The following is a 19,665-nucleotide window of genomic DNA, read 5'->3' as shown; positions in this document are numbered from 1 at the left end:
TGCGTGGGCGTCCTGCGATTCTGAGCGAGCCGCTTCCGCCTTTCTTAAGAAGTTAGGTGGGAGATAAACTGCCCGTAAAAGCCCGATTGGTGAGGGCTGATAATCAGTGGGATGAAAAAAATCCCCACTGATTATTAGTTGAACTTTATAAAAGGGGAAACTCTTCTGAATATTTTAACCTTTTTCTTCCTCTTTTTCAAAGTAAAATGGAGAAACAGAAGGAGGGGGAAACAGATGGGATTTTGGTCAATGCATCGCAACATTAAAATTAGAATTATTACATCCTTTTTAACTCGGACAGTAGGAACGATGATTTTTCCATTTATGGCGATTTACTTTTCCGTAAAATTAGGGGCAGCATTAGCAGGGTTCTTATTGTTATTGAATGTAATTGCGTCGCTCATTGTTGGTTTGTATGGGGGCTATATTGCGGATACATTAGGACGGAAAAAGGTTATGATTATTGGACAAATCATTCAAGTCGTCTCTATTGCTTGTATGGGAGTTGTGAACTCAGATTATATAGATTCAGCTTGGCTCACATTTGTATTTTTACTTATGAATAGCATCGGTTCTGGCGTGATGAACCCAGCAACAGAAGCAATGTTAATTGATGTTAGTACACCGGAAAATCGAAAAATGATGTACAGCATTAATTACTGGGCAATCAATTTATCGATTGCGATCGGTGCGATTTTCGGCGGACTTCTCTTTGAACACTACCGTTTTCAATTATTTATGCTGCTGACAGGTATTGCATTATTAACACTATATTTAATTACGGCTTACATGGAAGAAGTATATGTCGTTCAAAAGAAAGTAGAAAAGAAAAATGTATTGAAAGATATGGCAAACAATTACCGAGTTGTCATGAAAGATAAGGCATTTATCGTATTATGCTTAGGAAGTATATGTGCATTATCATTAGAATTTCAAATTAATAACTATATCGGCGTCCGTTTGCAGAAGGAATTTGAAACGATAACGTTTTCACTTTGGAACGGAAATAATTTTGATTTAACAGGGATTCGGATGCTAAGCTGGATATCTACTGAAAATACAGTACTAGTCGTTTTATTTTCAGCGCTTATGGTAAAAATCATGAATCAGTTTGAGGACCGGAAAGTACTGTATACAGGTTTATTTATCTATACAATTGGGTTTACGATATTTGGAGCAAGCAACAGTCTATGGATTTTATTACTGGCAGGCTTGTTCCAAACAATTGGAGAAATGATGTATGTGCCAGTCAGTCAATCGATTCGGGCAGATATGGCAAGAGATGATGCGAGAAGTTCCTATATGGCTATTACCAGCATGGTCTTTCAAATTGCGAAAATGGTTGGAACGCTCGGCATTATGATCGGTTCCGTTATTGCTTCTTGGGGGATGAGTATTTTATACTGCTTCATAGGAATAAGCAGTATCTTCTTATTTAAGAAAGCGGTGGATATGTATCATCATCAAAGGGATAAAGTAGAGAAAATAGGATAATGAGGAGGCTGCTTGTTTTGAGGACAAGTAGCTTTCTTAGGATAGGAGGTAATTGTAATGCAAATTAGTCCAAAAGAATTTTATAGTCGTAATACACATTATATGATTAGGTCTGCAGTGGAAGAAGATGCGGAAAATTTGTCTGAAGTACGATTACAAATAGATGGTGAAACAGAAAACTTAGATAGAGAGAAGGGTGAGGCGTACATAGACGAAGCTGGTTTTAAAAGGATCATTAAAGAGGATACAGACAGTGTTAGTAATCTATTTTTAGTAGCTGAAGTGAATGGAAGAATTGTAGGTTTTTCAAGGTGTGAAGGGAACAAATTGAAAAGAACATCTCATAAAGTAGAATTTGGCGTGTGCGTATTACAGGAATATTGGGGATACGGCATTGGAAAGAATTTTTTAACAGAATCCATCAATTGGGCAGACTCGCATGGAATTAAGAAAATCACTTTGAATGTTCTTGAAACGAACGAGAAAGCGAAAAATCTTTATGAAAGATATGGCTTTGAAGTAGAAGGGATATTAAAAAATGACAAAATTTTATCAGATGGAAATTACTATAATACTATTTTAATGGGGAGATGTAAGGGATAAAGCGTTATAGGAAAGGGAGTGGGAGAATGTTTCCCATCTTAGAAACGGAAAGACTAATCTTAAGAGAACTAATAGAAGATGATGCACAAGCGATATTGAATTGCTTTTCAAATGAGGATGTATTACGTTACTACGGGCAAAATCCATTAACAGATTTAGAACAGGTGAAAAATATCATCAGGAATTTTTCGAATAGCTACAAAGAAAAACGCGGAATAAAATGGGGAATTGTAAGAAAAGAAACAGATAAAATGATTGGAACGATTGGATTTCACGACTGGTCTTCCGAACATAAGCGAGCTGAAATCGCTTATGCACTTTTACCTGAATACTGGGGAAATGGATATGCCACTGAAGCCGTTAAAAAAGTGACAACATATGGATTTCATGAGCTAAACTTAACTCGGATTGGAGCAGTTGTTTTTACAGAAAATAAAGCATCTCATGTATTACTAACAAAATTAGGCTTTCAAAAAGAAGGCGTTCTTCGAAATTATATGTATCAAAATAATGTTCCATATGATACGAATGCTTACTCCTTAGTTCCAACTACTGATTTTACTCGGAATTAAGTTTATCGGCGCTTTTTATGATATATCGGCGCAAATGGTCTGTTTATCGGCGACTTTTCTAATATATCGACGATTCGACAAGAAATAAAGATTCCTCGGCAATGTTCGATATGTGAGCAGCCGGGGCGCTGGAACTGGATCATATTGAAAAGTAGAATGAAGTGCAAAGAAGCTGTCCTAAAAGAAAAACTTTAGGAACAGCTTCTTTTTTTATTTGGATATTAATAAAGATGTGTATATAATGTAAAAATTGTTAAAAAATGCTATCATTCTCTATGTAATATGATTATTCATATAAGGGGTAATAAATGGAAGGGTGGGGTTAAAATGATCAGTGATTTAAAAAAAGCAGCACTATCTTCATTAAAGGATAGATGGGGATTAGGAGCGGGAGCGACGTTTCTGTACTATGCTATTCCCTCGGCTGTTACGTCTATTATTGGAGGTCCAATGTTTCTATTGTGGAGCGTATGGATTACAATGATGGGTCCTAGTGCTTTTGTAGACTATTCGGTTACAGGAGAAGAAGAGATAAATGTAATAGTCTTTTTTTCTGCTTTAGCTGCTTATGTTCTTATATGTGCTATTATGTTTATTGGTTCAATAGCTGTACAAGGCATTATGATGTATGGGTATTTTAATATTACATTACGTTTCGCAAAACAGGAATCTACTACAATTGATGGTTTATTTGAAGGATTTCGAAAAAAGAATGTATTTAGATCTATAAAGTTGACACTTTTAATGACTGTATACATACTTTTATGGAGTTTATTGTTAGTTGTACCAGGTATTATAAAATCTTTCTCTTATTCTATGGCTTACTATATTTTGTTAGAGCATCCAGAATATACGGCGAGTGAAGCGCTTAAAAAGAGCCAAGAAATGATGAAAGGACATAAATTAGATTTATTCATACTAGGGTTAAGTTTTATTGGATGGTTTATTTTGGGGGTATTTACATTTGGTATTGCGTATCTTTGGATCTATCCATATTACACTACCACAGTATCGCATTTCTACTTAAATTTGGTGAATAAAGATAAAGTTGCGGAAGAAAAACCAGTTATTTAGGAGATGAAATATTGGTTTCTTATGGATTGTTCCATATTTCTATGCGACGACAGCACAATTTTACGAAGAAATTTTACAAGGAAGAAGCTGTCTCTAAAAGGTTGTTGAATAACGGCCTTTTGAGCCAGCTTCTTCTTTTTATTTTAGACAATTGTCAGTTTTAATCAAACCTTATTTTCAGTAAAATGACCATGAAAAAGAATATCAATTGCATAAAAGTTACTAGATATATAAACGTCATAAAAGCCCGCTTTCGTTCTACAAGTGAAACTGGATACAATGCTACAATACTATTTCCCGAAAAATAATTCCAAAGAGCGCGAAGTTGTAAAAATGATATGTATAGGAAACATAACGTGACGATTCCTTTTCCAATAAAGGTAGGAATGTAGTAGGAAATAAAGCCTCCTACTAAAGTTAATCGTATATACATACCAAAGTAATCGTTAGTACGTACAAAGGATAAACTATACAAATATAAAAAAGGAGAGCGTTTTTTATACAGAATCCGTTCCATCCAAGTGGTGAGCCATTTTCTTCGTTTTACTTGCTGCTTGATTTGCGGTACATCTGTAAAGAAATGAACAAATTGATAAAAGCGCATGTCCATTTTTTCTTCTTGCTCTATTAAATATTCCCAATGAATGTGCCTTTTTTGTTTGTTCATCGTATATAAAAATAAGAGCGTTACGACAAGGAGTATACTCCCTACAACTATAATGGAAGTGAATTGAAACATTGCATATGTAATGGCTGCATTGCAGAATATCCTCATAAGCAACCAGTATGAAGCAATTTCTGTATTTCTATATCTCCAATGTATGTACATATTCCACCACTTCATCAAAGCAAGAATGACAAAGGCTCCGCATAAAAAAGTAGGCGTTGTATGTAATGATTGCACGGCGAGGGGTGTAATGATAAGTATTACACATAATAATGGAAAGAGTTGAATGATATAACTATATAAAAGAGAACGTTTAAAATAATAGGTTAGTTTTTCTTCTATTGGCAATAGATATAGGATATCAGGCTCTTGTAAAAATGTTCGAATGGGAGAACGAGTGAGTATCACCGTAAGTAAAATCGTCACGATGGTTAATGCTACAAACTCAGATGGAAAGGAACGAAGAAATTTTGCATAATAATAGCCGCCAACGCCAAGAAGAATAAGGAAGCTATAAACTAGACTGCTTGCAATGCGTGCAAAGTACATCGTTATTTTTTGTAGGTGTTGCTGGAAACGGTTTGTCCAAAGTGTTTCGATTGTCATTACAGTCACCTCTATATTGTAGAATTGTTACGATTTGAAATATATGAATAAGTTCTCGAAGCGACTTAATATCCGTTTTTTCGAAAATGTTCTAGCGATTTATTTTTATGTTTTCTTCTTTTAGGCTTGTGTTCGGTTGCCATGCATAGGCCGGCTATAATATACATGCAATTAGATATTGCTAGTACGATTAAAGAAAAATGTATAATAGGTAAGACAGGAAAAACGGCTAAACACATAAGAGATGAGCGGTTGAGAATAATTGCGAATATGACTAACATGATAGACATGAGTAGGAAGGAAAGAGATACCATCATTTCCATATCTAAATAAAAGTTGCGAATAAACACAATTAAATTGAGGGTGCATCCAAGAATCCCAAATAAATATCCTAAAATATGTACAACGCTTCTCTTTTTAAAAACTTGTAACATGTTGCAAATACTCCTTATTCCTTTTTCTGTTATTTTATCATATTGCACATCACGACATCATGGGTGAATTTTGAAAATATCTTTTGGCTCACAAAGGTAACATGTGCTTGCTTTCTCTTTTGGTTTAACACTGCACGTGGCAGAAAAAGGCCCTGACCGCTCCTACACATGGCCAGATCCTCTCGCCCACCCTAAAAAAGGGGTTTTATATCTTTGTATGTACACAAAAAAGCAAGTCACCTTTCACTAGGCAACTTGCTCGTTTTGTTTCTCTTTTTTCTCGTCACGCTTCATTAATGGGTAGAATGCAAATCCGACGATAAATAATCCAATGCCGAGCAGGAATGTTTTCATATCAGAAGATCCTGTTTTAATAACCCATAGTGCATAAATAAGTGCAATAGCCGCAATGATTCCATCCATGATACGAGAACCTTTTTGATTTTCGTATGTTTCACCTGTCATCACGAGTTTCAGCTGGAAGATTGGTGAAACGAGATATGGAATTAAGTAGGCAAGTGTTGAAACGGTAATAACAAATGTATACGCCTCGGCAATTGTCCCGGATAGTGTTGAGAATAGGAACACTTGCGACATAATATTTGTTATACGGAGCGAATAAATCGGGCTTCCTTTTTTATTTGTTTTTGTAAAGAAAGATGGAAAGAATCCTTCTTTTGCTGCTTGATATGGTACTTCTGAGCTTAATAAAACCCAACCTAGGATGGATCCAAATAACGAAGTAAGTGCAAGCAGCGCCATTAATTTTCCGCCGCCATGACCCATTGCTGCAGATAATGCATCCGCTAATGGTCGTTCAGATGATTGCAGTTTATCGATATGAAGAACGCCCATTGTTAAGATTGTAATTCCTAAGTAAATTCCAACTGTTAATAATAAACCAGCAACAGTTGCGTGTTTTACTGTTTTTGGTGAAACAGCACGGTTTGATAATAAGACAGCTGACTCGATACCGATAAAGGCCCAAAGTGTTGTTAAGGCTGCTAAGTTTACTTGTGATAATAGTCCATGTGAAATGCCTTCTTTATCAATGATCGGTGTATACCATTGTCCAAATTTAGATGCTTGGAAAGCAAATAATGTCACAACAATGAAGAGAAGGAATCCTGTTACCTTCGTTGTTGTTGCTAGGAAGTTCAATTTCCCAGCGCCGTTTACGCCGTTCGTTAAAATCATATGTGTACCCCAAAGTAAAAGAGTACAAATGGAGAACGTAATCAATTTTCCGACTTCAATGTCGAACGTTCCGATTGAACATAATACACGTGTATCTTTCATAATTGGGAAAAAGAGCGATAAATAACCAGCAAATGATGTAATAATAGCTACGTTACTTGCCCAGTTTGCAACCCAGTAGCCCCATACGATACTAAAACCCGCCATTTTTTTCTTTTTTTGTGAAGAAAAGAGTGCATAAGCATGACTTTGCGGACCTGTCGTTAAATCAGGGCGACGAATTGCTAAATTACCGAAAACAAGAGCTAACATTAATACGCCAAACCCTGTCGTTAACCAAGCTAATGTAACACCAAGAGGGCTAGCTGTTTGTGCTAATGTACTCGGAACCATGAAAATACCAGCCCCGACCATATTTCCAACTACAAATGCAGTGAGTACCCAAAAGCCCCATTTTTTTTGTTGCATAGAAATTACCTCCAAAATTAGTATAACCAAGTCAAGCGAGGAGATATGTATGTGTTTGAAGTTCCAAACAAAACAAAAAAGCGCGTATATGTTCACGCGCTTCTCAATCTTATTAAGAAACCCACGGACATATCTCTCGATAGCTCTCCACAAGCAAAAAGCCTGTGACAGTCCTGCACTTATTCAATGCAGACCCAGCAAGAAAGCATTGTGGATACTTCTTGCTTCGGCAATTATTCCTTTCTGATTTGTTCAGCGATGCCACACATCTCCCAAATCATACTATTAATAATTGCAACCTCTACCTCACCGAGATACGAATGAGGATTTATATATAAAGTTAACATAACCAAGGGTAACAAATGGATTTTTATTCGTCAATGCAAACAGATAAAATCGGATGATTATGAGAATAGAGTATGTTTGAAATAATGAAACAACTTCGGGGTTTGTATCATACAATATGTATATAAAAGAAGGGGAAAGAGCAGCTTCTATCATTGAGAGCACTTTATTTCCTCAGAACTTTGAGGCAGGGATAAGCAGATGGAGAGCTGGTTTCAGAGAAACTGTTTTATATGCGGAAAGGAAATTCATAGGTGTGAAAAACCAGATCCAATAGAGGAGTTAAAAAAACAAAATGAAGAACTCGCAGCTTCTTTAGAACGATGTATGAGGTTACTTTATAACATACAAAAGAATGTAAGTAAAAAAACAGAAAAGAGTGCATTGCCTTCTCTTTTTTCATTAGGAGATAAGATAGAAGTATTTGATGGGGAAACAAGTATAGAAGGTGTCTTTATTGAGTGTGAAGATGAATGGTTATATTGGATTAACGTAGATTATGATTTAACTATTAGTCATATAAACAGTGTAAAACGTATTATAAAAAAAGAGTCTATTCAAAAAGGGGTAATATAACTCCTTTTGAATAGACCCAGTATTTTTTGTGAGAGGGTTAAAAATTTTTTATAGGTAATTAGGAAACTTTACGAATGCTAATTGTATCTAAACTTGTAACGTTGATATTTGCGTGGCTATCAACCCAAACTAAGAAGTTGTTGTTGTCTACGCGAATGAAAACACCTCGGCCGTCAATTTCACGTCCTGCTGAAAACACGCGAATTTTGTCGCCTTCTACTAAACCATTTAATGTGATTGCCATAAGGCCGCCTCCTTCCTATCAGAAGTTAATATATATATATGAAAGTGATAGAGAGTGTGTGCGAGAGAAATGTAGTACTAGCAACCATTTTTATAAAATATAAAGGTGAGTAGAGATACTTTCTACTCACCTTTATAGAGTTACATTACATTTCATACTGTTATTTTTTCACGTGTCATCGATTCAAGATTTTTACGAATACTTTGTGTGTCCGAGCGCCATTAGTCATATAAAGTGAAACTTCCATCAGTGGAGAGTTTTTTCATCTCCCACTGATGGTTAGCCCGCCCAATCGGGCTTTTACGGGCAGTTATCCCCCACCTATCTTCTTTAGAAAAGCGGAAGCGGCTCGCTCAGAATCGCAGGACGCCCACGCCCCTGACAGAGAGGTACTTTTTGCCTCGTCTGAGGGGGCGAAACGACCGGAGATTCTAGCCGCTAGAGCTGGACAACGCTTCTCTCTGAATCTTGAGGTGGGGGTCTTACTGCCCACAAATAGCGGGATAAACAGTGTGAAACGTATTATAAAAAAAGAGCCTATTCAAACAGGTTTTATATAACCCTTTTTGATATAGACCCAGTATCTTGTTGTGAAAGGGTTAAATAATGTTATAGGTAATTAGGTAATTTTACGAATGCTAATTGTATTTAAACTTGTAACGTTGATATTTGCATGGTTATCAACCCAAATTAAGAAGTTGTTGTTGTCTATACGAAGGAAAACACCTTCACCGTCGATTTCACGTCCCGCTGAAAACACGCGGATTTTGTCGCCTTCTACTAAGCCGTTTAATGTGATTGCCATAAGACCGCCTCCTCCCTATCAGAAGTTAATATATATATATGAAAGTGATAGAGAGTGTGTGCGAGAGAAATGTAGTACTAGCAACCATTTTTATAAAATATAAAAGGAAGTAGAAACTATTTTCTACTTCCAATTGTTTTGTCTTTTTGTTTTAAATTTTGCACGTGGCAGAAAAAGGCCCTGACCGCTACTTTGCATGGCCAGATGCTCTTGCCTATTTAAAAAGAGTGGTTTTAAGTCTTTACATCAAATTCAATACTGTTACTTTCTCGCGCGTCATAGATTCAAGACTTCTACGAATACCTTGTGCGCCCATACCAGAACCTTTTACACCGATGAATGGGAAGTGATCTGGGCCGCGCTCAGTGCGTCCGTTAATTTGAACAGAGCCTGTTTCAATTTTGTTTGCGATGAAAAATGCTTTGTTAATATCTTTTGTAAATACACTTGCTTGTAAACCAAAGTCAGACTTGTTTGCAATTTCAATTGCTTGTTCGTCAGAAGAAACGCGAATGACTGGAAGAATCGGACCGAATGGTTCTTCCCAAGCGACTTTCATATCTTCTGTTACATGATCAAGAAGTGTTGGATAGATTAAGTTACGCTCGCGTTTGTTGCCGATGACAACAGTTGCCCCTTTTTGAATCGCATCGTCTACTAAACTTTGAACGAAATCAGCAGATTTATCATCGATTAGTGGTACGATCGTGCTATCTTGTTCTGGAGAACCAACAGATAGCTTGGCAATTTCATCTGTTAATAAACGAACAAGTTCATCTGCTACATGTTCATGTACAAGTACGCGTTTAATCGCTGTGCATCGTTGACCGGAGTAAGAGAATGCCCCGCTAATAATATGTTTGGCAGCTTCTTGTAAGTCTGCGTCTTCGCGTACAATACCAGGATCTTTTCCACCAAGTTCAAGGACAAGTGGGATCATTGCCGCTTTTTTCGCTAAATGTGTTCCTGTATGTGTACCACCTGTGAACGATACCATATCGATGCCAGAATGCTCTACTAAATAATCACCAATGACAGAACCACGTCCTGTTACTACGTTAACAAGTCCTTTTGGAAGGCCTGCTTTATGCAAGGCTTCAATCATTTTAATACCGCTAATTGCGCCTTGTGTAGCTGGCTTAAAGATAACAGCGTTTCCTGTAATAAGAGCTGGTGCAAGTTTGGCAGCTGCTAAGTTAACAGGATAGTTAAATGGTGAAATTGCAAGAACGACGCCAAGCGGAGCGCGCTGAATAATGGCAAGTTTAGATTTAGCACCACCAGGGAAGCTATCGCCCATCATACTTTCACCATGCATATGCATCGCTTCATCTACTGTATAACGAATAAAATCAGCTGTACGAACAACTTCTTTTTGCGCATCTTTATACCCTTTGCCGACTTCTTTCATGATAATATCAGCAATTTCATCTTGCATATTCACGAGCTCATCCGCCCATTTATATAAATATTTTGCACGATCTTGAAGAGATGCTTCTGCCCAGTCTTTTTGCGCTTCTTTCGCCATTTGAATCGCTTCATCTACTTCCGTGCGAGTAATTGCTTGTACTTGTCCGATTACTTCATGAAGATAAGGAGATGAAATGTCGATTGTTTGTCCCGAAGAGCTTTCTCTCCATTCTCCATTTATATAAAATTTATACGTATTGCTAGTTGCCATTGCTAAGTCCTCCTAAAAATTAGTGACTTGTAAGAGTGAGTATATGGTGATTGTATGAGCTTTGAAAAAAAAATTCAAATGAAATGTTTGTGAAATCTATTCTTGGCACGGTTTTTGCATCCGCTTTCTTTGTTATAAAATAAGGCTATGTTAAAGAATTATGTTGGTAGTAATAAATACAGGAAAAGGACCAAGATTTGGTCCTTTTCCTGTATTTATTACTAACCGATCACTCGTTTTGCTAGCGAAATATCAGTATAAATTCATTAAGCTGAGGTAAACTCCTTCTTTATATAAAGTGAAACTTTAATCAGTGGGGGGGTTCTTCATCCCCCACTGATTATCAGCCCTCACCAATCGGGCGCATGCCAGCAGTTTATCTCCCGCCTAACTTCTTAAGAAAGGCGGAAGCGGCTCGCTCAGAATTGCAAAGCGCCCACGCACAAGGCAGAGAGGCGCTTTTTGCCTCGTCCGAGGGGGCGAAACGACCGGAGATTCTAGCCGCTAGAGCTGGACAACAAAGAAATGTGGAAGTGGCTCGCCCAGAATGTGAGGGGGATGGAGCTTCTGATGTAGAGGTGTTTTTTTACCTCGTAGGAAGAAGCGAAGCCACCGAACATTCTAGCCACTGGAACTGGACAATGCTTCCGCTGAATTTTGAGGCGGGAGTATTACTGCCCGCAAATAGCGGGATAAACCTGCCCGAATGGACGAACAGGATATAACCCTAATTAAAACTCAAATATAGATATTGTGAGTTTAATGTAAATGGTGTTTATTGAAGGCAAGCAACTATCAACATTTTTATTTAACGTAGCCTAAAATAAAAAAACAATTGACAGAAAAGTCTTTAAAGTTATACAATTAAAAATGGAAAATAAAAGAAGAAGGAGGTGCGCGTGATGATTGTAATCGTATATATGACTGGCTTAGGTGTTTTACACAATAAATATCATCACGCAACCTCTACGGACAAATAACGCTTCTTGTTAGCCTGAAAAGAAAGCGTACGTTGCGTGTGCCGTGACGTACGCTTTTATGCGTTTTTCGCATATCGTCAAAGCGACGGTATGCCTTTTTTTGTCTCTTTTTTTAGATTGTTCCTATACATTTGTATAGTTTCAATAAGTAATTCTAGAAAGGTAGGAATGACGATGGAAAAGTATGAGGTACGTATGGTAAAAACGGAGACGCTAGATAGCGGATAACGAGTCTATGTTTACACAACAACGAGAAGGGAGAGGTTATATTGTTTTCTGTATTACAAAAATTAACATGGTTTTTTAAAACGCATTGGAAAAGGTATAGCATTGCCATTGTTTGTTTACTTTTTGTCAATGTCATTGAGGTAATCCCGCCAAAGTTAATTGGATTAGCAATTGATGATATAAAAGCCGGAGATTTAACAAACGCAGGAATTGTGAAGTATGTAGGGATGTTGCTCGGAGCAGCAGCTGCTGGTTATGCACTTTCTTATGTGTGGCAATATCAGTTATTTGGCGGTGCATTTGTGCTTGAAAAAACGATGCGTTCCAAATTTATGGGACATTTGCTGAAGATGACGCCAACTTTCTATCAGAAAAACCGTACAGGTGACTTAATGGCAAGGGCAACGAACGATTTAAAAGCAATTGCTATGACAGCTGGATTTGGTATTTTAACGCTCGTTGACTCGAGTTTATATATGCTAACAATTGTGCTGATGATGGGGATTTCAATTAGTTGGAAATTAACACTTGCAGCACTATTACCGCTGCCGATTATGGCGTATGCTGTGAGTGCTTATGGAAAGAAATTACACGATCGCTTTACAGTTGCTCAAGATACATTTGGAGATATGAATGATAAAGTGCTGGAGTCGATTGCCGGTGTACGTGTGATTCGTGCTTATGTACAGGAAAGAGAAGATGAGAAGCGCTTTAATACGTTAGCGACAGATGTGTATGAAAAGAATATGAAGGTCGCAAAAATTGATTCACTTTTTCAACCGACAGTGAAAATGCTTGTTGGGATGAGTTATTTAATTGGCCTTGTGTACGGAGCGTTTTTAGTATTTCAAAATGAGGTAACGCTTGGGGAACTTGTATCGTTTAATGTGTACCTTGGCATGATGATTTGGCCGATGTTTGCGATTGGTGAGCTGATTAATGTCATGCAGCGCGGGAATGCTTCGCTTGATCGTGTAAATGAAACGTTAGCATATAAGCAAGATGTGCAAAACGTAAAGAAACCACTTCGCGTACATCAACCAGACTGTATTGATTTTGAAGATGTATCTTTTTCCTATCCGACATCTTCTACGCTCAATTTAAAAAACGTTTCGTTTTCGCTTAACAGAGGAGAAACGCTTGGGATTGTTGGGAAAACAGGGAGCGGAAAAACAACGCTTGTTCGGCAGCTTCTGCGCCAGTATCCGCTCGGAACAGGGGAAATTACAGTGTCAGGTATACCACTGCAAAATATCCACATCGATCAAGCATTAAGCTGGGTTGGATATGTCCCGCAAGAACACATTCTGTTTTCCAAAACAGCGCGGGAAAATATTTTATTTGGAAACCGAGAAGCAAGTGAAGCAGAGCTGCAAAAGGCAATTGAAATTGCTGCTTTTACGAAAGACTTGGAGTTTTTGACGGATGGACTAGAAACACTTGTTGGAGAAAAAGGTGTATCGCTATCTGGCGGGCAAAAACAACGTATTTCCATTGCGCGTGCCGTCATTCAAAATCCAGAAGTTTTAATTTTAGATGATTCGTTATCAGCAGTTGATGCAAGAACGGAAGCGGCAATTATTGAAAATATCCGGAAAGAGCGCAGCGGGAAAACGACGATTATTACGACGCATCGTTTATCTGCAACGCAGCATGCGGATTGGATTCTCGTGATGGATAATGGTGAAATCATTGAAGAAGGAACGCATAATATGCTGATCCAAAAGAGCGGTTGGTATACAGAACAGTTTGAACGACAACAAGGGGAAGAAGTAGAAGGTGAGGTGAAAATATGAGTGTTGGAAAACGATTATTTCAATATGCGATGAAAGTAAAAGCAACGATTGGCATTGCTTTAGCGATGTTATTTATTTTCGTTATTGCGGAATTAGCTGGGCCGTTTGTTGCGAAAACGATGATTGATGAACATATTGTTGGTATTGAAAAGCCTTGGTATGAAACAGTAAAGAGTGATGATGCTGTTTTTTATCACAACACTTGGTATAAGCGAAGCGATCGGTTTGAAGCAGGTGAGCAGAAAGAAAAAGAAGTGCGCATTGTTCAAATTGGCCGCGACTATTATTTTATTCCGAATAAACTTTCACTGGAAGGAACGCGGTCTGTAAAAGGAGACATGGTGACGATTCAGCAAGGGAAAGCGGCGCAAGTATATAAAGGGACTAAGCTTACAGGGAAGGAAGTTTTCTCGTTTTATCAACCAGAAATAAAACGACTACTTTTACTCGGCGGTGGATATTTAGCTCTTTTACTAGTTGTATCCCTCTTTGCGTATGGAAAACAATTTTATTTACAAAAAGCAGCGAATAAAATTATTCAAATTATGCGAGAAGACGTGTTTTCTCACATTCAAACATTACCGATTCGCTACTTTGATCATTTGCCGGCCGGGAAAATTGTTTCTCGTGTGACAAATGATACGGAGGCGATTCGTGAGCTATATGTAACGGTATTATCGACATTCTTTTCTAGCTTTATTTATATTATCGGTATTTTTGCTGCCTTGTTCTTATTGGATGCAAAGCTTGCATTTATATGTTTAATCCTTATTCCGATTTTATGTGTGTGGGCGATTTTTTACCGGAAATATGCAGCTGCATACAATCATAAAATGCGCTCACGCTTGTCGGACATTAATGGAACAGTGAATGAATCCATTCAAGGGATGCCGATCATTCAAGCGTTTCGTCAAGAACGCGCTACAAAGCAAGAATTTGAGCAATTAAACGAAGAGTATTATATGTATCAAAATAAAATTTTAAGTTTAAATGCAGCAACGTCTCATAACTTAGTTGGCGTGCTCCGTAATATTGCATTTACAGGTGTGATTTGGTACTTTGGCGGCGTATCATTAAGTGCAGCAGGAGTGATTTCATTAGGTGTGTTGTATGCGTTCGTTGATTATTTAACGCGATTATTTTCGCCGATTACAAATATGGTGAATCAGTTAGCAAATTTAGAGCAAGCGCGCGTTGCTGCTGAGCGTGTGTTTGAATTGTTAGATGAGAAGGGAGAAGCAGTACAGGAAGAGCACATTCCGCAGATGCAAGGAAATGTTCGTTTTGATAACGTTTCGTTTTCTTATAACGGGAAAGATGAAGTGCTGCGAAATATTTCCTTTGATGCGAAGAAAGGGGAAACAATTGCGTTAGTTGGTCATACTGGATCAGGGAAAAGCTCGATTATGAATGTACTCTTTCAGTTTTATGAATTTCAAAAAGGAAACATCACAATTGATGGATACAATATAAAAGACATTCCAAAACAAGCGCTTCGTGAACATATGGGAATTGTTCTGCAAGATCCATTTCTATTTACAGGAACAGTTGCTTCTAATGTAAGTTTAGAGCAAGAACGAATTTCGAAGGACACGATTGTGAAAGCGCTGCGTGATGTTGGAGCAGAGCGTTTTGCTAATAACATTGAGGAAGAAATAACGGAAAAAGGCAGCACGCTTTCAACAGGTGAAAGGCAGCTCATTTCTTTCGCCCGGGCACTTGCCTTTGATCCAGCCATTTTAATTTTGGATGAAGCAACATCTAGCATCGATACGGAAACAGAGGCAATGATTCAACAGGCGCTCGAAGTTGTGAAAAAGGGGCGAACGACATTTATTATTGCCCACCGTTTATCAACGATTAAAAGCGCTGACCAAATTATCGTACTAGATCGCGGAACGATTCTTGAAAAAGGTTCGCATGAAGAGTTAATGGAAAAGCAAGGACGTTACTATGAAATGTACAAAACGCAAATTGCCGGTAGCCAAAGTGCGTGACGTTCACGGAATGTTCAGATAATTTTAAAACAATGTTTACAAGTTGGCCGTATTCTCCCCTTGTCTATATGATACGTTGAACAAAAGGGGGAATATAATATGGAGGAATTATCAGTTACCTTTAACATTGCGTTTTTTTTGTTATTATGCGGAATGATTGGATATTGTGTGTTAGATTCTTGAAGAACTTGCCAGGGTGGCAAGTTCTTTTTTATCCTGCATTAACGGGCCGTAATACTCCCGCCTCAAAATTCAGCGAAAGCAAAGAAGTTAGGCGGGAGATAAACTGCCCGGAAAAGCCCGATTGGTTCAACTAATAATCAGTGGGGGATGAAGAAACCCTCCACTGATTAAAGTTTCACTTTATTTGCCCGCTGATGTTCAATACGTTTGATTTTGAACGAAAAGGATACACTAAGTGAGAACATTTTGATTGAAAAATGTTGCAAGATTGAATAGAATAAGTTAATGTTATTCTTAAATTCCTATCAGAATACTTGGAGGATTGCCATCATGAAAAAAATACTTTCATTTTTCGTACTTGCACTGCTGGTTGTGGGAGTAGTAGCAGGTTGCGGAAAACAAGCAAAAGATAATACAGCGCAAGGAACTAGCAAAGATGCGCTTGAGCAAATTAAAAAGAGCGGAGAGCTTGTTGTTGGAACAGAAGGTACATACCCGCCGTTCACATTCCATGATGGAAGTGGAAAGTTAACTGGGTTTGATGTTGAAATTGCAGAAGAAGTAGCAAAGCGTCTTGGCGTGAAAGCGGTATTTAAAGAAACGCAATGGGATAGCTTATTTGCTGGACTTGATGCAAAACGTGTTGATATGATTGCGAACGAAGTCGGAATTCGTGAAGATCGCCAAAAGAAATACGATTTCTCTAATCCATACGTATCATCTTCAGCAGTACTTGTGATTCCAAAGGATAAAGATAAACCAGCGAAATTTACAGATGTGAAAGGTTTAAAAGCAGCACAGTCTTTAACAAGTAACTTCAGCGACATTGCGAAGAAAAACGGTGCAGAAATCGTTGGGGTAGAAGGATTTAACCAAGCGGTTGAATTATTAAACTCCGGCCGCGTTGATTTCACAATTAATGATCGTTTATCTGTGTTGAATTACTTAAAAACAAAACCAGATGCAAAAGTGAAAATTGTTGATACAGAAAAAGAAGCATCAAAAAGCGGTTTCATGTTCCGTAAAGGCAGCGACAAATTGGTTGCTGAAGTAAATAAAGCATTAGATGACATGAAAAAAGACGGCACATACGAAAAAATATCGAAGAAATGGTTTGGTGAAGATGTATCTAAGTAATGCTATATTGGATTTAGATCGATTATCTGTTTGGGTTGATATAACAAAAGCATCCTTCATGCCTATGCTGAAGGGTGCTCTTTTCAATACGATACCGCTCACATTGATTACATTTATAATTGGTTTAGCGTTAGCAACGTTAACAGCGCTATGCCGCATTTCTGGAAATCGCGTGTTAGAATGGATCGCACGCATCTATGTATCTATTATTCGCGGTACACCGCTTCTTGTTCAGTTATTTATTATTTTTTATGGGCTGCCGACAATAGGGATTACAATTAATTCCTTCCCAGCAGCGGTGATTGGATTTTCGTTAAATGTCGGAGCGTACGCTTCAGAAATTATTCGTGCTTCTATTTTATCGATTCCGAAAGGGCAATGGGAAGCTGCGTATACAATTGGTATGTCGTACCCGCAAGCACTCTGCCGCGTTATTCTGCCGCAGGCAACGCGCGTTTCGATTCCGCCTCTATCCAATACATTTATTAGTTTGATTAAAGACACATCGCTTGCGTCATTAATTTTAGTAACAGAAATGTTTCGGAAGGCGCAGGAAATTGCAGCGACAAACTATGAATTCTTAATTGTTTATACAGAAGCAGGACTGATTTACTGGGTCATTTGTTTCTTATTATCGATTGTACAGCAAGTGCTTGAAAAACGAGCAGAGCGTTATGTTTTAAAATAATCCTTGTTAAAAGGAGTTTTTGTTTCTATGATTTCAATTCAACATTTACAAAAAAGTTTCGGTGATAACACCGTTTTGCAGCAAATTGATATGGAAGTAGATAAAGGTGAAGTCGTTGTTATTATTGGGCCGTCTGGTTCTGGGAAGACGACATTACTCCGTTGTTTAAACGTACTAGAAACACCGAATAGCGGTGTCATTCGTATCGGTGATGAAACACTCGATTTTTCGAAAAAGGTGACGAAGCGTGATATTGTGCAGTTGCGCACACAAACAGGTATGGTGTTTCAGCATCACAATTTATTCCCGCATTTTACAGCGCGTGAAAATGTAATGGAAGGCCTTGTCACGGTGAAGAAAGTTCCAAAAGAGAAGGCAAAAGAAAAAGCAGAGTACTTTCTGAGAAAAGTGGGACTCGGTGATAAGATGGATTTATATCCATTTCAGCTTTCAGGTGGACAGCAGCAGCGTGTAGGGATTGCGCGCGCGCTGGCGATGGAGCCACAAGTCATTTTATTTGATGAACCGACATCAGCGCTTGACCCTGAACTTGTGCAAGAAGTGCTAAAAGTAATGAAAGAACTTGCACAGGAAGGGATGACGATGGTCATTGTTACGCATGAGATGCGCTTTGCACATCAAATTGCGAATCGTGTTATTTTTATGGATGGTGGTGTCGTTGTTGAACAAGGTACACCGGAAGAAGTTTTAGTACATCCGAAAGAAGAGCGTACGAAGAAGTTTTTACAAATGCTGCAGTAGCAAATAGAAAGGTCTCAAGCGATGCTTGAGACCTTTTTGCCATATATATTTATTTTTGATATCCGCCAAGGCTTTGTTCAGCCATTGCTACTAAACGCTTTGTAATTTCTCCACCTACTGAACCATTTGCACGAGATGTTGAATCAGGGCCTAATGTTACTCCAAATTCAGTTGCAATCTCGTATTTCATTTGGTCGATTGCAGCAGTTGCACCAGGTACTACTAATTGATTGTAAGAACTTTGGTTTGCCATAGGATATGTCCTCCTTAGTGTGAGTTTTGGTTGGATTAGCTGGAGTTGAACCAGGATTGCCCCGTTTGGCACTAATCCATCGTGTGGAGTGATTGATTGTATTCATAGTATGGATGATACGTAGAAAGATATGCGAGTTATTACTTTGTAAAATTTGTAAAATAAAATGATGCCAAAAATTACACATGTTTTGTTTGGATAGAAAAAAGATGCTTTTACATACTATGAATACACCAATACAAGGAGGTGACATAACATGGCTAGAAACAATAGTCTTGCAGTTCCAGGTGCACAAACTGCTTTAGATCAAATGAAGTATGAAATCGCAAGTGAGTTTGGCGTACAACTTGGTCCAGATGCAACATCACGTGCAAACGGATCTGTTGGTGGCGAAATCACAAAGCGCCTTGTATCTTATGCAGAGCAACATTTAGGCGGTTTACAAAAATAAATGAAATGGCTATAGGGGGACGGGAATACCGTCCCTTTTTTGGAGGAATCAAAATGGCGATATGTCCGCTTTGTAATGCATTAGAATATAAAGCATATATTTGTCCTACTTGTACGAGCATACTCCAAGATTATGGGAAAACAGTCGATTACCTTGGTCCATATAGTGCATATCAAGATCAAGAACTGCTAGAGAAAGTTGACGGATTATCTGCGTGTGATTCACAGCAATATTGCCTTCACCTTTTATATTGTCCGATTTGTGAAAAGCAAACCGAAATGACTGTACAGCTTATATGAAAACCCGTCTCAGCAAAAAGTTGAGACGGGTTTTTTTATCCCGCATTAACGGGCAGTAATACTCCCGCCTCAAAATTTAGCGAAAGCATTGTCTAGCTCTAGCGGCTAGAATCTCCGGTTGTTTC

At 38.1% G+C, this 19,665-nt stretch carries 18 protein-coding genes and 1 riboswitch; of the genes, 12 read left to right on the top strand and 6 right to left on the bottom strand.

Annotated features, from left to right (window positions below; translation table 11 throughout):
• The first annotated feature begins 234 nt into the window (after positions 1 to 234).
• From MR076_RS18900 to MR076_RS18885, 4 genes are all read left to right on the top strand, one after another.
• Positions 235 to 1,494 carry an MDR family MFS transporter gene (locus tag MR076_RS18900; RefSeq protein ID WP_242223118.1) on the top strand — a complete coding sequence of 420 codons (1,260 nt, stop codon included), beginning with the start codon at positions 235 to 237 and terminating at the stop codon, positions 1,492 to 1,494.
• A 57-nt stretch (positions 1,495 to 1,551) separates the two neighbouring features.
• Complete coding sequence (locus MR076_RS18895) at positions 1,552 to 2,097, top strand: GNAT family N-acetyltransferase (protein WP_242223117.1); 546 nt, start codon at positions 1,552 to 1,554, stop codon at positions 2,095 to 2,097.
• Positions 2,098 to 2,123: 26 nt separating this feature from the next.
• A complete protein-coding gene (locus MR076_RS18890) occupies positions 2,124 to 2,669 on the top strand; it encodes a GNAT family N-acetyltransferase (protein WP_242223115.1) in 546 nt (181 codons plus the stop codon).
• A gap of 327 nt (positions 2,670 to 2,996) precedes the next feature.
• A complete protein-coding gene (locus tag MR076_RS18885) occupies positions 2,997 to 3,743 on the top strand; it encodes a DUF975 family protein (RefSeq protein ID WP_242223113.1) in 747 nt (248 codons plus the stop codon).
• 160 nt (positions 3,744 to 3,903) lie between these two features.
• Here the strand turns inward: MR076_RS18885 and MR076_RS18880 are convergent, their stop codons facing one another.
• On the bottom strand, positions 3,904 to 5,016 hold the full coding sequence (locus MR076_RS18880) for an ABC transporter permease (protein WP_242223111.1): 1,113 nt from the start codon (positions 5,014 to 5,016) through the stop codon (positions 3,904 to 3,906).
• A 680-nt stretch (positions 5,017 to 5,696) separates the two neighbouring features.
• Positions 5,697 to 7,115 carry an amino acid permease gene (locus MR076_RS18875; RefSeq protein WP_242223109.1) on the bottom strand — a complete coding sequence of 473 codons (1,419 nt, stop codon included), beginning with the start codon at positions 7,113 to 7,115 and terminating at the stop codon, positions 5,697 to 5,699.
• A 132-nt stretch (positions 7,116 to 7,247) separates the two neighbouring features.
• Positions 7,248 to 7,427, bottom strand: a riboswitch (Lysine riboswitch).
• A gap of 234 nt (positions 7,428 to 7,661) precedes the next feature.
• On the opposite strand from MR076_RS18875, the gene MR076_RS18870 reads away from it, so the two are divergent.
• The gene (locus tag MR076_RS18870) at positions 7,662 to 8,036 is read left to right on the top strand and encodes a hypothetical protein (RefSeq protein ID WP_242223107.1); all 375 of its coding nucleotides are present in this window, start codon (positions 7,662 to 7,664) and stop codon (positions 8,034 to 8,036) included.
• Positions 8,037 to 8,094: 58 nt separating this feature from the next.
• Here the strand turns inward: MR076_RS18870 and MR076_RS18865 are convergent, their stop codons facing one another.
• The 3 genes from MR076_RS18865 to MR076_RS18855 form a co-directional block, all read right to left on the bottom strand.
• Positions 8,095 to 8,280, bottom strand: coding sequence for a hypothetical protein (locus tag MR076_RS18865; RefSeq protein WP_020061032.1), 186 nt, complete (start codon positions 8,278 to 8,280; stop codon positions 8,095 to 8,097).
• Between the two features lie 619 nt (positions 8,281 to 8,899).
• Positions 8,900 to 9,085, bottom strand: coding sequence for a hypothetical protein (locus tag MR076_RS18860; RefSeq protein WP_242223105.1), 186 nt, complete (start codon positions 9,083 to 9,085; stop codon positions 8,900 to 8,902).
• Between the two features lie 241 nt (positions 9,086 to 9,326).
• Positions 9,327 to 10,766, bottom strand: a complete 1,440-nt coding sequence (locus MR076_RS18855; protein WP_242223103.1) for an NADP-dependent glyceraldehyde-3-phosphate dehydrogenase — start codon at positions 10,764 to 10,766, stop codon at positions 9,327 to 9,329.
• A 1,249-nt stretch (positions 10,767 to 12,015) separates the two neighbouring features.
• On the opposite strand from MR076_RS18855, the gene MR076_RS18850 reads away from it, so the two are divergent.
• From MR076_RS18850 to MR076_RS18830, 5 genes are all read left to right on the top strand, one after another.
• Positions 12,016 to 13,770 (top strand): ABC transporter ATP-binding protein, encoded by a 1,755-nt coding sequence (locus tag MR076_RS18850; protein ID WP_242223101.1) that lies wholly within the window; start codon positions 12,016 to 12,018, stop codon positions 13,768 to 13,770.
• A complete protein-coding gene (locus MR076_RS18845) occupies positions 13,767 to 15,767 on the top strand; it encodes an ABC transporter ATP-binding protein (RefSeq protein ID WP_242223099.1) in 2,001 nt (666 codons plus the stop codon). Before MR076_RS18850 ends, MR076_RS18845 begins: the two co-directional genes overlap by 4 nt.
• Positions 15,768 to 16,280: 513 nt before the next feature.
• On the top strand, positions 16,281 to 17,087 hold the full coding sequence (locus MR076_RS18840; protein WP_242223097.1) for an amino acid ABC transporter substrate-binding protein: 807 nt from the start codon (positions 16,281 to 16,283) through the stop codon (positions 17,085 to 17,087).
• Positions 17,074 to 17,775 carry an amino acid ABC transporter permease gene (locus tag MR076_RS18835; protein WP_242223131.1) on the top strand — a complete coding sequence of 234 codons (702 nt, stop codon included), beginning with the start codon at positions 17,074 to 17,076 and terminating at the stop codon, positions 17,773 to 17,775. The genes MR076_RS18840 and MR076_RS18835 overlap by 14 nt, the downstream gene beginning before the upstream one ends.
• A gap of 27 nt (positions 17,776 to 17,802) precedes the next feature.
• The gene (locus tag MR076_RS18830) at positions 17,803 to 18,537 is read left to right on the top strand and encodes an amino acid ABC transporter ATP-binding protein (RefSeq protein ID WP_242223095.1); all 735 of its coding nucleotides are present in this window, start codon (positions 17,803 to 17,805) and stop codon (positions 18,535 to 18,537) included.
• 49 nt (positions 18,538 to 18,586) lie between these two features.
• Here the strand turns inward: MR076_RS18830 and MR076_RS18825 are convergent, their stop codons facing one another.
• Complete coding sequence (locus tag MR076_RS18825) at positions 18,587 to 18,790, bottom strand: alpha/beta-type small acid-soluble spore protein (protein ID WP_154709496.1); 204 nt, start codon at positions 18,788 to 18,790, stop codon at positions 18,587 to 18,589.
• A gap of 256 nt (positions 18,791 to 19,046) precedes the next feature.
• On the opposite strand from MR076_RS18825, the gene MR076_RS18820 reads away from it, so the two are divergent.
• Positions 19,047 to 19,241, top strand: coding sequence for an alpha/beta-type small acid-soluble spore protein (locus tag MR076_RS18820; RefSeq protein ID WP_242223093.1), 195 nt, complete (start codon positions 19,047 to 19,049; stop codon positions 19,239 to 19,241).
• 53 nt (positions 19,242 to 19,294) lie between these two features.
• A complete protein-coding gene (locus tag MR076_RS18815; protein ID WP_242223091.1) occupies positions 19,295 to 19,540 on the top strand; it encodes a hypothetical protein in 246 nt (81 codons plus the stop codon).
• The last annotated feature ends 125 nt before the right edge of the window (positions 19,541 to 19,665 follow it).

It is taken from the genome of Bacillus cereus group sp. BfR-BA-01380, assembly GCF_022663535.1.
GTDB lineage: Bacteria > Bacillota > Bacilli > Bacillales > Bacillaceae_G > Bacillus_A > Bacillus_A cereus_BB.
This window is presented reverse-complemented; position numbering and strand designations above follow the sequence as displayed.